Source organism: Rhodococcus sp. 2H158 (assembly GCF_053764755.1).
Map to the genome: position 1 here is coordinate 1 of NZ_JBSNCE010000025.1, position 15015 is coordinate 15015.

Sequence of the window (15015 nt, forward strand, 5' to 3'; positions counted from 1 at the left end):
GCAGCGTCAACGACGGAAACCACGTGGTCCCCACGGTGAAGTTCGCCGACGGCAGCACCGCGACCAATCCCCCGCTGTCCGCGGTCAAGCGCGTGCTCGGCCTGTAACCCGTCGCCCGCCGGGTCGTGACCGACCCGACGCGCCCTCCGCGTGCGCCCCGGTGGTCCGCGTCGCCGATCTGCCCACGCGGACGACCGGCGACCGCGCGGACACGACTCCTACCGCTCGCCGGCCCGGACCCAGCCCTCGAGCATGCCCCGGGCGATCGAGATCGACCCGGGCAGCAGCAGCGGGGCGTCCGCCGGCGACGCCCAGTCCCCGAGCGCCAACGCGGCGCGCACCTCGTCGCGGGTGAACCAGCGGGCCTCGGCGATCTCCCCGTCGAGGAATTCGAGCCGCTGCTCCGGGTCCGCGACGGCGGAGAACCCGATCATCACCGACCGCGGGAACGGCCACGGCTGGCTGCCGAGATAGCGCACGTCGCGCACGTCGACGCCGACCTCCTCGCGGATCTCCCGCACGACGCAGGACTCGAGCGACTCCCCCGCCTCGACGAACCCGGCGAGAACCGAGAACCGCCGCTCCGGCCACACGGGTTGCCGCGCCAGCAGAACCCGGTCGGCGCCGTCGTGCACGAGGCAGATGATCGCCGGATCGGTACGCGGGAACTCCTCGTGCCCGGTGCTGGTGCTGATCCGCGACCAGCCGGACAGGGCCGGCTCGGTCGGCGCTCCGTCCAGAGAACTGAAGCCCGCATTGTCGTGCCAGTTGAGCAGGGCCACCGCCGTCACCATCAGGCCCGCATCGGCGTCGTCGAGCCGGTCGCCGATGCGGCGCAGGTCGGCGACCGTTCCGGTCTGGGCGAGCACCCGCACCGCCCACACGTGCCGCCCGTCCCGCACGCCGAGGAACACCGCCCCCGGCACCGGCTCCGGCCCCAGCTCCACCGCCGCAGCGAACACCAGCGCGTCCCCGTCCACCGGCACCTGGCCGCGACGATCGACCCGCAGCAGACGCGCCTGCGCCCAGCCGTCGTGCAGGGCCGCGGCGTCGCCCCGCAACTCCTCGGCGCGGTCGACGACCGTGCGGGAGAGCAGGGGCGTGTCGGACAGCTCGAAACAGGTCACGCCTGCACCCTAGCGGCGGCGGCGCAGGCTCAGCCCGATACCCGCCGGATGTAGAGCAGCTTGTCGTCCGCCTCCACGGCGTCGACCTCGGGAGACCCCACCCGCAGCAGCCGGCCGTCGCGCACGACGCCGAGCACGATATCGGACAGGTGCCGCGGCGAGCCGCCCACCTCGTTCGGCTCGACGTCGCGTTCGGCGATCGCGAATCCCGCCTCCGGGGTGAGCAGGTCCTCGATCATCTCCACGACGCTCGGTGTGGTGGTGGCGATGCCGAGCAGCCGGCCCGCCGTCTCGGAGGAGATGACCACCGAGTCCGCGCCGGACTGGCGCAGCAGGTGCGTGTTCTCCGATTCGCGGATCGCCGCGACGATCTTCGCCCTCGGGGCGATCTCGCGGGCGCTGAGCGTGACGAGCACCGCGGTGTCGTCGCGGTTGGCGGCGACGATGATCGCGGCGGCGTGCTGAACGCCGGCCAGGCGCAGCACATCCGACTTCGTCGCCGAGCCCTGCACCGTCACCAGCCCCTGCCCGGCGGCGGTCTCGAGCACCACCGGATCGGTGTCGACGACGACGATGTCCGACGGCGGAACCCCGTCGCCCAGCATCGCATCCACCGCGGTACGGCCCTTGGTGCCGTATCCGACGACGACGGTGTGATTACGCACGCGGCGCCTCCAACGCTGAATCTTGAACGCCTGGCGCGAACTCTCGGTCAGTGCCGAGAGCGTCGTACCGACCAGGACGATGAGGAAGAAAATCCGCAACGGCGTGACGACCAGGACGTTGATCAGTCTCGCCTCGGGTGTGAACGGGGTGATGTCACCGTAGCCGGTGGTCGACAGCGATACGGTCGCGTAGTAGATGCAGTCCAGCAGCGACAGGGCGTCGCCCTGGGCGTCGCGGTAGCCGTCCCGGTCGAGGTAGACCACCAGCACGGCGAATGTCAACGCCACCACCGCATATCCGACGCGGCGGGTGATGGCCCGGCTCGGGCTCGTCTGCAGCTGCGGCACCCGCAGGATGCCCACCAGCGCGAAGTCCGGGCGCTCGGTGAGCATGTCGGAACGGCTGAAGCGGGCACGCAACCTACCCGGCATAGCGGCGCCCCCGCGGTGTTCTCGGCTCCGGCGACGCGGTCACCGACGTTCTCGTTGCTGACATCGGCTCGCAGCCTACGCGTCGGCCGCTAGTGTGGCGCGCATGTCCACACCCCCGTCCCAGCGTGCGGCGCTGCGGCTGTCCGCGCTCCTCCTCGGAGCGGGCGCGGCGCACTTCGCCTCCCCCCGGCCCTTCGACCGGATCGTGCCGACGGCGCTGCCGGGCTCGCCGCGCACCTACACCTACGTCTCCGGGGTCGCCGAGCTGACCGCCGGGACGGCGCTCGCGATTCCGCGGACCCGGCGGCTCGGCGGGACGCTGGCCGCGGCCCTGCTGATCGCGGTGTTCCCCGCCAACGTGCAGATGGCCGTGACGTGGCTGCGCAGCGAGCGGCTCTCCCCGGCCGCGAAGGCGGTCGCGGTGGCCCGGCTGCCGCTGCAGTTGCCCCTGATCGGCCAGGCTCTCACGGCGCGCCGCAACGCCCCGCGCCGCTGACCGCCGCTACCGCTCGCCGGCCGACGGGCGGTCCGCGCCGGCGCTGCGCACCAACCGGTCCAGCCGCTCGGCGCCAGGCAGGTCCTCCGGCGCGATGGTCCGCCCGGTGCGCACGTAGTGGAATGCGGCCCGGACCTTGTCGAGAGGCGGCACGGCCGGTCGGCCCGTCGCACGGAACGTGCGGGCGGCCATCAGCTGCGCCCAGGCCAGGCGGTACGCGGCCAGCTGCATCGCCACCGCCTCGAGCCGGTCCTCGTCGGGCTCGGCGCCGGTCTTCCAGTCGATGACCGTCCAGCCGCCGTCCGGGTCCTCGAACACCGCGTCGATCCGGCCACGGATCACCACCCCGGCCAGCGACGTCTCGAACGGAACCTCCACCTCCACCGGGCTGCGCTGCGCCCACCGCGAGCGCAGGAACGCCTCCTGGAGCCGGTCGAGTTCGGTCTCGTCGCCGCCGGGGTCGTCCGCGCCGGGCAGTTCGTCGAGGTCGAGCAGCCGCGTGGCACCGTATCGCCGTTCGAGCCAGGCGTGGAAGGCGGTGCCGCGCCGCGCCAGCGGATTCGGCCGGAACGGCAACGGACGGCGCAGCCGCGCCGCCAGCGCGGCCGGGTCCGCGGCCAGATCCACCAGCTGGCTGACCGACATCTGGGCGGGCAGCATCACCTCGGCACGCTGCTCGGCGCGCCGGGCCCGCTCGGCGAGCAGCGCGTCGACGTCCGCGGCCCAGTCGTCGGGGTCGTCGTCCGGGGTCGCCGGGGGTTCGGGTTCGGGCTCCTCGAGCGTCGCGAGGACCAGGGCCGCGCCCTGCTCGACGAAGGGACGCCGCACCCCGAGGGGATCGCGCGGCCACACGGCGGTGTGCGGATCCGCGGTCATCGGGTTCTCGGTGCCCGGCTCCGGCGCCGGGGCCCAGGTCTCGATGCGGCCGAGTCCGGGTCGCGCCGCCACCAGTTCGTGCAGTTCGGACAGGAACGGGGAGGGTCCCTTCGGGTCCGTTCCGGACTCGGCCCAGTGGTGCCCGGAGACGAACAGGGCCCGCTCCGTGCGGGTGAGCGCGACGTAGAACAGGCGCCGGTCCTCGTCCAGTTTCCGGCGCTTGAGGGCGTCCTTGTGCGTGTCGATGCAGTTCTCGAGCGATTTGCGGTCGTAGACCTCGTCGAGATCGAGGACGGGGACGCCGTCGCTGTTCTCGCCCGGCAGCGCCCGGTCGCCGCGCAGTGACGGCGGCAGTTCCCCGAGGGCGCCGAGCCATGTGCTGCCGGCCGTCGACGAGGGGAACACCCCGGCGGTCAGGTGCGGGACCGCCACCACCTCCCATTCGAGGCCCTTGGCCGAGTGCACGGTCAGCACCTGCACCCGTTCGTTGGCGACCTGCACCTCGCCCGGAGCGAGTCCGCCCTCGATCGCCTCGGCGGCGGAGAGGTAGGCGAGCAGGCCGGTCAGCGTCGCCGAACCGCGGCTCGCGTACCCGGCGACCACGTCCGCGAAGGCGTCGAGGTTCTCCCGGCCGACACCGCCGTCGCTGCCCGCGCGGGCCTGTGCCTCGATGCCGATGCCGAGAACCCGCTCCACCTCGGCGACGAGCTCCGTCAGCGGCTGGCCCAGCCGCTCCCGCAGGGACGCCAGCTCCTTGCCCAGCGCGACGATGCGCGCGTAACCGAATTCCGAATACCGATGCGGCGGACCGGGATCGGAGAGTGCGTCGGCGATCCCGGCCTGTTCGGACTGCTCGCCCGGCAGGGCGCTGTCGAGCGCCTCGGCGAGGGCGGCCGAGTCGGTGACCGTGCCGGCGACGCCGAAGCGGCCGCCGATGGCGAGTTCGCCGGCCCGGCGCCACAGCGCCTTCAGGTCGGCGGCGCCGAGCTGCCAGCGGGCCCCGGTCAGCACCCGCACGGCCGCGCTGCCGGCCGTGGGGTCCGCGGCCAGCCGCAGCATCGCGATCACGTCCGCCACCTCGGGAGTGTGCAGCAGGCCGCCGAGACCGACCACCTCGACGGGCAGGCCGCGGGCTCGCAGCGCCTCCGCGATCGGCGCGGCGTCGGCGTTGCGGCGCACCAGCACCGCCGCTGTCGGCGGCGGCGCCTCGGCGACCCGGGCGGCCGCGTACTCGGCGGCGATCCGCCCGGCCACCCATTCCCGTTCGGCCTCCACGTCCGGATGCAGGGCGAGCCGGACGTCGCCGGGGGTCGGCTCCGGCTTCGCCCGCAGCGTGCTGACCTGGACACCCTTGTGCCGCAACGGGTCCGACGCCAGATTCGCCAGCTCCAGGGCCTCGGGAGGGTTGCGCCAGCTGGTGAGCAACTCGAGCCGGGGTGCGGGGCTGCCGTCCGGCAGCGGGAAGTCCGTCGAGAACCGGGGCAGGTTCGCCGCGGACGCGCCGCGCCATCCGTAGATCGACTGCATCGGATCGCCCACTGCGGTCACCGCGGGCATCCGCTCCGAGGCGCCGCCGGACAGGGGACCGCCGAACAGCGACGACAGGAGGACACGCTGCGCGTGGCCGGTGTCCTGGTACTCGTCGAGCAGCACCACCCGGAAGCGGGCCCGCTCGGCGCGGCCGACCTCCGGGTGGTCGCGGGCCATCCGGGCGGCGAGCGACATCTGGCTGCCGAAGTCCAGCGCGCCCTCGCGGCGCAGCGTCTGCGCCAAGCGCTCGACCAGGGGCAGCAACTCGATCCGGGCCTGCTGCGCGTCGAGGATGTTCAGCAGGGTCTTCGACGGTCCCCCACGCTGATTCGGGCCGGCGGGCAGCGTGTGCACGAGCTTGTCCAGCTCGGTGTGCGCGACGCGCAGGTCCTCCGGCTCGACGAGGTGCTCGGCGAGCTGCCCCGACAGGGCCAGCACGCACTCGGTGACCGACGCGGGATTGCGGTCGGTGTCGAGGTCGCCGTCCCAGGCGCTGACCACGCGGTACGCGAGCTGCCACAGCTCGGTCTCGGACAGCAGGGTCGCCGACGGTTCGATGGGCAGCAGCAGCCCGTGCTCACCGAGCAGGCGCCCGGCGTACGCGTGATAGGTGCCCACCTCCGGCTCGCCGGCGAGGATGCGGGCGCGTAGCCCGCCGGTCGGGTCGAGGTCGCGCACCAGCGCCGATCCGGCGAGCTTCGCCAGCCGCCGGCGGATCCGGGTGGTGAGCTGCTGGGCGGCCTTGCGGGTGAACGTCAGGCCCAGCACCTGTTCCGGGTCGACGAAGCCGTTCGCGACGAGCCAGACCACGCGCGCCGCCATCGTCTCGGTCTTGCCGGCACCGGCACCGGCGACGACGAGCGTGGGCTGCAGCGGCGCCTCGATCACCGCGGCCTGCTCGCCGGTCGGCGGGAACTGCCCGAGCGCGGCGGCCAGCTCGACCGCACTCACCGTCGGTGGTGCCACTATCCCGTCACCTGCCTGCCCTCGTCGTGTGCCGGGCAGCTCGACAGGACCGGGCAGTGCCGGCACCCGTCGTTGACCCGGGCCAGGAACTGTGGTCCGCGGGTGGCCGCGGCTGCTTCGTGGATCACGTCGCGCCAACGGTCGAGCGCCTCGGCGTCCAGCGGGGGCTGTACCCGCTGGGTGGCGCCCTCCTTGTTGTGAGGTTTGGCGACGAACACCAACCGTGCCCCGCCGGGTTCGCCGGCGGGCTGCCCGTCGATCGCGCCGGCCGCGGCAGCGACCTGGTAGGCGGCCAGCTGCGCGTGCTGCTGCGCCGCTTCCTTGGTGACCGGATGGCGCGCGGTCTTGACGTCGATGATCACGGGCCGCCCGTCGGGGTCGCGCTCGAGCCGGTCGATCCGGCCGCGCAGCCGCACCCGCGGCTCGTCCTCGGTCCGGGGTTCGAGGATGCCGTCGACGGCGATCTCGACCCCGACCTCGGTGAGCTCGCCACGGGTGCCGCGCAGCCACGCCGAGAACGTGTCGAGCATGGCGCGGGTGCGTTCGAGCTCGCGACGGGCGTACCACTGGGAACCGAGATCGACCGAGTCCCACGCCCGTTCGAGCGCCCGCTCCACCTGGTCGGGCGGGATCCGCCCGGCGAGCGCCTGCACCAGCGTGTGCACCAGGCTGCCCGCGACGGCGTGGGTGTTGTCGCCGTCGGAGCCGCCGTGCCGCTCGAACATCCACCGCAGCGGGCACGTGGTGAGCTGTTCGACCGTCGACGGCGACAACGGCACCGCGTCGGCCCCGGGGTCCCACAGTTCCTGTTGCGTGCTGGGCTCGGCGGTGCCGTACCACTGGTCCGGATGCGCGCCCCGCACCCGGGCCCGGGCGAGCCGCGCGAGCTGTGCGGCCGCCCGGCGCTGCCGCTGCGGATCGTCCCGGGCCACCACGGGATCGCACACCACGCTGCGCAGCTCGGCGACGAGGGTGGGGAGGGCGAGTACCCGGGTGCGGGTCTCCTCGGGCAGCACCGTGACGTCCTCACCCGCCTCGTCGACGACGTCGTCGGAGTCCGCGCCCACCAGCTCGTCGACGAAGCGGGACCGCACCATGTCGGTGTCGCCGCCCACCGATTCGACGGCGGTGACGAGCAGGGTGCGGCGCGCCCTGCTGCACGCGACGAGGAACAGGCGGCGCTCGTCGGCCAGCAACGGCGCGGTGCGTGAGAGCCGCGTCGAGCCGTCGCCGCCCCCGTCGGCCCCGGACACCGCGTCGATCAGCGTCTCGATGCCCAGCAGGGTGCCGCGGGCACGCAGGCTCGGCCACAGGCCCTCCTGCACGCCGGCGACCGCCACGACGTCCCACTCCCGGCCGGCCGCCGAGTGGGCACTGACGACGGTGACCGCCTCCGCCGGCGCGACCAGGCGGGTGCGGACGGTGCCCGGGATCTCCTGCTCGGTGAGGTAGTCGACGAATCCGGCGAGCTGAGCGCGCGGCAGCCGGTCGACGTAGTCGGCGGCGGCGTCGAACAGCGCCACGATGCCGTCGAGGTCGCGGTCGGCCTGCGCGCCGACCGGACCGCCGCGTTCGGATGCCGCGGCCCACTTGCGCTCGAGTCCGGTGGCCTGCCACGCCTCCCACAGCACGTCCTCGATGCCGCCGCCCCGGCGCGCGGCCTCCCGGGCCTTGCGCAGCACGGCCTGAGCCTTCTTCAGCGGCGCCGCCTCGACGTCGGTGAGTCCGCGCACGAGCCGTTCGGCGTCCTCGCTCTCGTCGTCGACGAGCAGCAGTCGCAGCAGTTCGGCCGAGTCGCGGTCTCCCCCGGCGGCGAGCTCGACACGGCGCAGGCCGCGGCGCAGGCGGCGCAGGGCGACCGGTTCGGCTCCGCCGACGGGCCCGGACAGCAGGGCGAGCGCCTCCTCGCCGCCGAACGGCAGCCCGGACAGTGCCCGCAGCACGAGCAGCAGCCCGGCGACGCCGTGCTGGCGGGCCAGCGGCAGCTCGGAGGCGGCCGTGGTCACCGGCACGCCGGCCGCCAGCAGGGCCCGCCGCAGCGGGGCGAGCGAGCGCGGCACCGACCGCACCACGACGGCCATGCGGGACCACGGCACCCCGTCGACGAGGTGGGCGCGGCGCAGCGTGTCGGCGACGAGCGCGGCTTCCTTCGCCGGCGTCGGCAGTACCCGGACCCGCACGGTGCCCGGGTCGTCCGACGGGACGGCGGGTGCGCCGCGGTGCGGCGGGAGGCCGGACAGCCGGCGGGTGATACGGCCGACGAGTTCGGCCACCTCGGGGGCGGCGCGGTGGTTGGTGCCGAGCACCACGCGGCGGCTCGGGTCGTCGTCGACCAGCGCGGCGAGGAAGGCCGGATCGGCACCACGGAAGGTGAACACCGCCTGGTCCGGATCGCCGGCGACGGTGGTGGTGCGGGTGCCGAGACCCACGACGCGCACCAGCTGCGCCGCCTGCGGGTCGAGGTGCTGGGCGTCGTCGACGAGCAGGTGCCGGATCCGGGACCGTTCCCGTGCGAGCAGGTCGGGGTCGGTGACGAACGCGGCGAGGGCCGCCCCGACGAGTTCGGCGGCGTCGAGGGCGGGCGCGGTGGCCTCGGGCGCCTCGATGCCGACCGCGCCGCGCAGCAGCATAATCTGCTCGTACCGGGCGGCGAATTCGCCGACGGCGATCCACTCCGGCCGCGAGCGCTGCTGCCCGAGCTCGATCAGGTCCTCGGGACCGAGGCCGCGTTCGTTGGCGCGCAGCATCAGATCCCGCAGTTCCACCGCGAAGCCGGTCATGCCGAGCGCGGGCCGCAGCCGCTCGGGCCACATTCCCGCGCCGTCGTCGAGATCGCCGCGCAACAGCTCGCGCAGGACGGCGTCCTGCTCGGCGCCGGTGATCAGGCGCGGGGGCGGGTTGCCGTGCGTGGACGCCTGCAGCCGCAGCACCGCGAACGCGTACGAGTGGACGGTCCGCACCAGCGGTTCCCGCGTGGCCCGGGGACCACCGGGAACCGCCCCCGCTCGGAGCAACCCGGCGGTGATCGCCTCTCGCACCTCGGTCGCGGCGCGCCGGGAATGGGTGAGCACCAGCACCGACTCCGGGTCGGCGCCGGCGGCGATCCGGGACACGGCCAGGTCCACGAGCAGCGCGGTCTTACCCGTCCCGGGGCCGCCCAGCACCTGCCACGGCCGCCACTGCGGCATGGGCGGCGAGTCGGCGAACACCCGCTGCACGTCCTCGGGCCACTGTCGCTGCGGCGGCGCCTCGTCCGGCCTCGGCACCAGGCGCACCTCGGCCTGCCGGGGCCGGGCGTCGGGGCGGATGTCGGCGTCGGTCATGCGGCCATTCCAGCAGACGGGACCGACACGCCGCGGAGCGGCAAATCCTGCACCGCCGCGGAGCGGCGAATCCGACACCGCCGCCGAGCGGCGAGTCAGCCGGGCAACGGAACGTTCTGCAGCCGGACCTGACCACGCGCCAGGGTCCTGCCGCTCTCGTGGCCGGTGACGGTGACGAGCCACAACTGCTGGACGCGGCCCTGCTGAAGTGGTTCGGCGACGACGTCGACGCGCTCACCCGTGCTCGAGCGCAGGAAGTCCGTGCTGTTGTGCACCCCGACCGCGAACTGGCCGCGGTCCTGGACAGCGGCGCTGGCCCCGACGCTGGCCGCGGATTCGACGGCGGTGGTGTAGACACCGCCGTGCACGACGCCCCACGGAGTGTGATGGTCCCGGTTCAGATCGATGTGTCCGGCGACTCGGGTGCCGGAGACCTCGTCGAGTACGAGGCCCGCGGCCTGCAGGAAGGCGCTGCCGGCGGGGAGATCGGTAGAGGTGGTGTCCATGGCGCCACGCTAACTTCTGAAACAACAGTTAGCAAGGGATTAGCCTCGATGCATGCGCTGGTTGGAGACGGACACGGCGAACTGTTCCGTGCAGCGGACACTCGACGTGATCGGCGAGAAGTGGACCCTGCTCGTCCTGCGGGAGGCGTTCAACGGCGTGCGCCGGTTCGACGACATGCGGCGGCACGTCGGGATGTCCGAGCCGATCCTGGCCGACCGCCTGCGCAAACTGGTGGCCGCGGGAATCCTGCGCCCGGTGCCGTACCGGGAGGCCGGACACCGCACCCGCAACGAGTACCGGCTCACCGACAAGGGTCTGGACCTCTTCCCCGTCCTCGTCGCCCTGCTCCAGTGGGGCGACCGCTACTGCGCCGACGAGGACGGGCCCCCCGTGGTGGTACGCGACCGGGTGAGCGGCCGGCCCGTCGCCGCGGTGGTCGTCCCCGCCGGCACGGCCGGACTGACCGCCCGCGAGACCGAATCGACCCCGGGTCCGGGGGCCCGGCCCGTCCCCGCCGACCGGCCGGCACGGCCGCGCCGGTCCCGCGCGAGCGCATCGGCTGCCACCGGAACCGGCCGCGGCCCTGACACAATCGACGGGTGAACGAACTGCACACCCATCTGTTCGGCCCCGCCGACGGTCCGCAGCTGCTCGCCCTGCACGGCCTCACCGGTCACGGCCGGCGCTGGGAGCACCTCGCGTCGGAGCACCTGCCCCAGGCCCGGGTCATCGCGCCGGACCTGCGCGGGCACGGCCGCTCCCCGTGGACGCCGCCGTGGAACTTCGAGACGCACGTGCGGGACCTGCTCACCGTCCTCGACGCCCACGCCCCGGGTCCGGTGCTGGTGGTCGGGCATTCGTTCGGCGGCGCCCTCGCCGTGCATCTGGCGGCGACCGCCCCCGAGCGGGTGCGCGGGCTGGTGCTGCTGGATCCGGCGATCGGGCTGCCGCCGGAACGCATGCTCGAGATCGCGGAGCTGACCGTGCAGCACCCCGACTACACCGACGCGGCCGAGGCCCGCGCCGACAAGACGAACGGCGCGTGGGGCGAGGTCGATCCCGCGCTGCTCGACGCCGAACTCGCCGAGCACCTGATCACCCTCGACTCGGGCCGGGTCAACTGGCGCCTGTGCGTTCCCGCCCTCGTGACGTCGTGGAGCGAGCTGGCGCGCGAGTTCGTCCTGCCACCGGCGCACCTGCCCACGATCGTCGCGCGGGCCGCGAAGGTGCAGCCGCCGTACGTGACCGACGAGTTCCGTGCCGCCCTCGCCGACCGGCTCGGCACGAACCTCACGGCGCTCGACATCGACTGCGACCACATGATCGACCAGGCACGACCAGAGGAGACCGCGGCCCTCGTCCGGAAGCTGCTGTAGATGCCGGCGACGAGCGAGGCGGACGTCGAACGCGTCCGGGAGCTGGTGGCCTCCGTCCCCGAAGGCCGCGTGACCACCTACGGCGACGTCGCCGCGGCGGCCGGCCTGTCCAGCCCGCGCACCGTGGGCTGGATCATGCGGACCGACAGCGCGGACCTGCCGTGGCACCGGGTAGTCCCGGCCTCCGGGAGGCCCGCCGCGCACCTGGCCCACCGGCAACTCGCCCGGCTCGACCTCGAAGGCGTGCCGATCCGCGACGGCCGGGTCGATCTCGCGGCGGCGCGGCACCGCTTCTGAGCCGGCTCACACCAGCGGTGGTGCCGCTCGCCGCGGCTCGAGGACGGCCGCGCCGAGCCCGGCCAGCACGTCGACCGCGGCGAGCAGTTCCGCGACCGGCCGGGTGAACGGCAGGCGCTGATGGTCGTCGAACGCGTGGCCGGTGCCGAATCGGGTGCCCGGCAGCAGGACGAGTCCCTGCCGTTCCGCCGCGGCGACGAGGCGGGTGGAACCGATGCCGTCCGGCAGCCGGCACCACAGCGACAACCCGCCCGCGGGCGGTACGAACCGCCACCCGGGCAGGCGTGCGGCGACGGCCGCCGCGAGCGCCTCCTGACGGGCGCGCAGCCCGGCGCGGCGCTCGTCGAGGATCCGCTGCCACTGCGCGAACAACTCCACGGCCGCGAGCTGGTCGAGGATCGACACGCCGAGCTGGCGCCGCAGCAGCACCTCCCGCACGCGCGCGACGGTCGCCCGGTCGCCGCGCACCCAGCCGATCCGGATGCCGCCCCAGACCACCTTGCTCAACGAGCCGACGTGCACGGTGGCCGCGTCCGGGACCGCTGCCCCGAACGGCTCGATGTCGTCGCCGGCGAACGACAGCTCCGCGGCGACCTCGTCGACGACGGTCAGGACGCGGTGCCGCCACAGGGTCGCGGCGAGGGACCGCCGCGCGGCCACGCTCAGGCTCGCACCGGTCGGATTGGCGTGGTCGGGCATCAGGTACGCGACGGTCGGGGCGTGCTGGCGCGCGGCGCGATCGGCCTCGTCGACGATCACGTCGGGATCGTCGACGTCGACGGGCACGGCGACGGACTGGGCCCCGGCCGCCGCGATCGTCTCGAGCGCGCCGGGATGGCTCGGATGCTGGTGCAGCACCCGGCGTCCCGCGCCGACGACAGTGTGCAGGACGGCGTCGAGCCCGTCCGCCGCGGCGGCGGTGATCAGCACCTGCTCGGGGTCGGTCGGCAGCCCGCGGGCGGTGTACCGCGCCGCGACGGCGGCACGCAGCTCGGGCAGGCCGCTCGGCGCGTACCCGTGACCGGCGAGCAGGTCGGGCAGCCTGGTCTGGGCGACCGCGTAGGCGGCGGTCAGCAGAGACGACGCCTCCGGGGCAGCGTTGCCCAGGTCGAGCACGCCGGGCACGGGGGCACCGAGCGCGGTGCCCCAGGGCTGCCGGCCGTCGGGAGCGGCAACGAACGTGCCCGCCCCGTGCCGGGTGAGCGCCCAGCCGTCGTCGCGCAGGTCGCTGTAGGCGGCGGCCACCGTGACGCGGCTGACGCCGAGCGCGTCGGCCAGCGCCCGTTCGGCGGGCAGGCGCGCGCCGACCGGGAGCCGGCCGTCGGCGATGCGGCGGCGCAGCGCGGCGGCGACGGCCCGGTACAGCGGACCGCGGTCGGCTCCGACGTCGCCGAGCAGCGCCGCGAGCCGGGCCGCGGACGGGGTGGCGGACACGTCCTTCATACAGTCCACTTTCGCACGGTGGACCGGAATTTCCGGTCCACCGGCCCGAGAGAATAGGACCATGATCTTCCTGGTCGTTCTCCTCACCGCGCTCAGCCTGGCGGCGGCCACCTGGACACTGCTGGACACCGCGCAGGGCGGACGGTGCGGGATCGGCGGGCCGCCGCGCAGTCACCACACGCCCGACTGACCCGCCCCGGCACACCGCGCCGGCCCGCGTCGGGCAGCATGAGCTCATGAGTTCGCTGACCGACGTCGAGGCCGTCATCGTCGCGGGCGGACGCGCGACCCGCATGGGCGGTGTCGACAAGCCCGCACTCGTCGTCGGGGGGCGGCGCATGCTCGACATCGCGCTGGCCGCGGTGGCCGGGTGCCGCCGGATCACGGTCGTCGGACCACGGCGCGACGATCTCGACCCGGCGGTGGTCCAGGTCCAGGAGCAGCCCGCCGGGGCCGGGCCCGTCGCCGCCCTCGCCGCCGCGGGTCTCCACGAACCGGTGGTGCTGACCCTCGCCGCCGACCTGCCGTTCCTCACCTCGGACACGGTCACCGCACTGGTGGAGACCCTGCGCGGCACCCCCGGATCCGACGCGGCGTTCGCGGTCGACGACTCGGGCCGGATCCAGTTCCTGCTCGCCGCGTGGCGTGGTCCCGCGCTCGCCGGCCGCCTCGCCGCGCTGGGGACGGATCCGGCCAATCAGCCGATGAAGGCCCTGCTGCCGGAGCGCTACGTCACGGTCCCGGTAGCGGGGACCGCGGACTGCGACACCCCGCAGGAGCTCGCGCAGGCCCGCGCCGCCCGTCCCGGGCTCGTCGCGGCCGACCCCGCCGCCGCCCGAGCGGAGATCCGACGGTCGTTGCCGCGGTTGCCGGTCCGTACCGTCGCGCCGCAGGCGGCGGAGGGTGCCACCCTCGCCGCGCCACTCGTCGCCGCCGAGGCCCTACCGCGGGCCGCGGTGTCGGCGATGGACGGGTACGCCGTCGCGGGCGACGGTCCGTGGCTGCTGCGCGCCGAGGTCCACCGGGCCGGCGCGACCGAGCCGTTCACCCTGCACGACGGCCAGGCCGCGCGGATCGCCACCGGTGCCTACCTGCCGCCCGGCGCGACGACGGTGGTGCGCGACGAACACGTCGAGGTGACCGACGGCACCGTGACCCGGATGCCCGGCGTCCCGGTGCGCGACGACGCGCGCCGTCGCGGGGAGGACTGGGCGCCCGGTCACGTGCTCGCCGGGGCGGGCACCGCTCTGGGCCCGGCGGTGGTCTCCGCTGCGCTGAGCGGCGAGGTGACCGCCGTTCAGGTCCGCGGGCCCGTGCGGGTCCACGTGGTCGTCACCGGCGACGAGATCCGCCGCGACGGGCCGCTGCGCGACGGCCAGACCCGCGATTCGCTCGGCCCCGTCCTGCCGCGGTTCGTGCAGTGGTGCGGCGCCGCCGTCGCCGGCGAGGCGCACCTGCGCGACACCGTCGACGGGTTCGACCGGTTGCTCCGCGAAGCCACCGACGTCGACACGATCGTCGTCACCGGGGCGACCGGCGGCGGGGCCGCCGACCAGCTGCGGGCGGCGCTGGCCCGCGCCGGCGCGGCGATCGTCGTCGATCGGGTCCGGTGCAAGCCGGGCGGTTCCCAGGTGACAGCGGTGCTGCCGGACGGCCGTGTGGTGCTCGGCCTGCCCGGCAACCCGGTCGCGGCCGTCGCGACGCTGCTGGTGATGCTGCCCGCCGTCGTCGACGGGCTGACCGGACGACGGCCGGAGCCACCGTGGACCGCGCCGCTCGCCAACGCGTCGCAGGTGAGCGGCGACGTCACCCGGCTGCTGCCGGCGAGACAGACCGACGCCGGACTGTGGGTGTGTGACAACGCGATCCGCACCGCACACCTGGCGGGGCTGATCGGGCGGCGGGCGATCGCGCTCGTGCCGCCCGGCGCGGTGGACGGCGATCCGGTGGAGCTGGTGCCGCTGCCACACTGACCGG

Annotated in this window: 12 protein-coding genes and 1 pseudogene; 7 read left to right on the top strand and 6 right to left on the bottom strand. The window is 74.7% G+C overall.

Annotation, left to right across the window (positions count from 1 at the left end):
* Positions 1-107 (top strand): annotated as a pseudogene (locus tag ACWPOB_RS21995) (NrdH-redoxin); the annotation flags it as partial.
* Between the two features lie 111 nt (positions 108-218).
* Here the strand turns inward: ACWPOB_RS21995 and nudC are convergent.
* Both nudC and ACWPOB_RS22005 read right to left on the bottom strand, forming a co-directional pair.
* A complete protein-coding gene (nudC, locus tag ACWPOB_RS22000) occupies positions 219-1127 on the bottom strand; it encodes an NAD(+) diphosphatase (protein WP_455402121.1) in 909 nt (302 codons plus the stop codon).
* A gap of 29 nt (positions 1128-1156) precedes the next feature.
* A complete protein-coding gene (locus ACWPOB_RS22005) occupies positions 1157-2224 on the bottom strand; it encodes a potassium channel family protein (protein ID WP_100058489.1) in 1068 nt (355 codons plus the stop codon).
* 103 nt (positions 2225-2327) lie between these two features.
* On the opposite strand from ACWPOB_RS22005, the gene ACWPOB_RS22010 reads away from it, so the two are divergent.
* Positions 2328-2720 (top strand): DoxX family protein, encoded by a 393-nt coding sequence (locus tag ACWPOB_RS22010; protein ID WP_455402122.1) that lies wholly within the window; start codon positions 2328-2330, stop codon positions 2718-2720.
* A 6-nt stretch (positions 2721-2726) separates the two neighbouring features.
* On the opposite strand, the gene ACWPOB_RS22015 is transcribed toward ACWPOB_RS22010, so the two are convergent.
* The 3 genes from ACWPOB_RS22015 to ACWPOB_RS22025 all read right to left on the bottom strand — a co-directional run bounded on the left by ACWPOB_RS22015 (position 2727) and on the right by ACWPOB_RS22025 (position 9921).
* On the bottom strand, positions 2727-6077 hold the full coding sequence (locus ACWPOB_RS22015; RefSeq protein ID WP_455402123.1) for an ATP-dependent helicase: 3351 nt from the start codon (positions 6075-6077) through the stop codon (positions 2727-2729).
* Positions 6078-6091: 14 nt separating this feature from the next.
* Positions 6092-9415, bottom strand: coding sequence for an ATP-dependent helicase (locus ACWPOB_RS22020; RefSeq protein ID WP_455402124.1), 3324 nt, complete (start codon positions 9413-9415; stop codon positions 6092-6094).
* 95 nt (positions 9416-9510) lie between these two features.
* On the bottom strand, positions 9511-9921 hold the full coding sequence (locus tag ACWPOB_RS22025) for a PaaI family thioesterase (RefSeq protein ID WP_100058936.1): 411 nt from the start codon (positions 9919-9921) through the stop codon (positions 9511-9513).
* A 52-nt stretch (positions 9922-9973) separates the two neighbouring features.
* Here ACWPOB_RS22025 and ACWPOB_RS22030 point away from each other — a divergent pair, with 52 nt between their 5' ends.
* Genes ACWPOB_RS22030 through ACWPOB_RS22040 form a run of 3 tightly spaced genes read left to right on the top strand, consistent with a single transcriptional unit; the run spans position 9974 to position 11595 of the window.
* The gene (locus ACWPOB_RS22030) at positions 9974-10525 is read left to right on the top strand and encodes a winged helix-turn-helix transcriptional regulator (RefSeq protein WP_455402125.1); all 552 of its coding nucleotides are present in this window, start codon (positions 9974-9976) and stop codon (positions 10523-10525) included.
* Positions 10522-11298: an alpha/beta fold hydrolase gene (locus ACWPOB_RS22035; RefSeq protein ID WP_100059211.1), complete on the top strand. Its 777-nt coding sequence runs from the start codon at positions 10522-10524 to the stop codon at positions 11296-11298. Before ACWPOB_RS22030 ends, ACWPOB_RS22035 begins: the two co-directional genes overlap by 4 nt.
* Positions 11299-11595, top strand: a complete 297-nt coding sequence (locus tag ACWPOB_RS22040) for an MGMT family protein (protein WP_455402126.1) — start codon at positions 11299-11301, stop codon at positions 11593-11595.
* Between the two features lie 6 nt (positions 11596-11601).
* Here the strand turns inward: ACWPOB_RS22040 and yczR are convergent, their stop codons facing one another.
* The gene (yczR, locus tag ACWPOB_RS22045; protein ID WP_455402127.1) at positions 11602-13038 is read right to left on the bottom strand and encodes a MocR-like transcription factor YczR; all 1437 of its coding nucleotides are present in this window, start codon (positions 13036-13038) and stop codon (positions 11602-11604) included.
* 61 nt (positions 13039-13099) lie between these two features.
* Here yczR and ACWPOB_RS22050 point away from each other — a divergent pair, with 61 nt between their 5' ends.
* Both ACWPOB_RS22050 and ACWPOB_RS22055 read left to right on the top strand, forming a co-directional pair.
* Positions 13100-13228 carry a hypothetical protein gene (locus tag ACWPOB_RS22050; protein WP_455402128.1) on the top strand — a complete coding sequence of 43 codons (129 nt, stop codon included), beginning with the start codon at positions 13100-13102 and terminating at the stop codon, positions 13226-13228.
* A 46-nt stretch (positions 13229-13274) separates the two neighbouring features.
* A complete protein-coding gene (locus ACWPOB_RS22055) occupies positions 13275-15011 on the top strand; it encodes an NTP transferase domain-containing protein (RefSeq protein WP_455402129.1) in 1737 nt (578 codons plus the stop codon).
* Positions 15012-15015 lie beyond the last annotated feature (4 nt).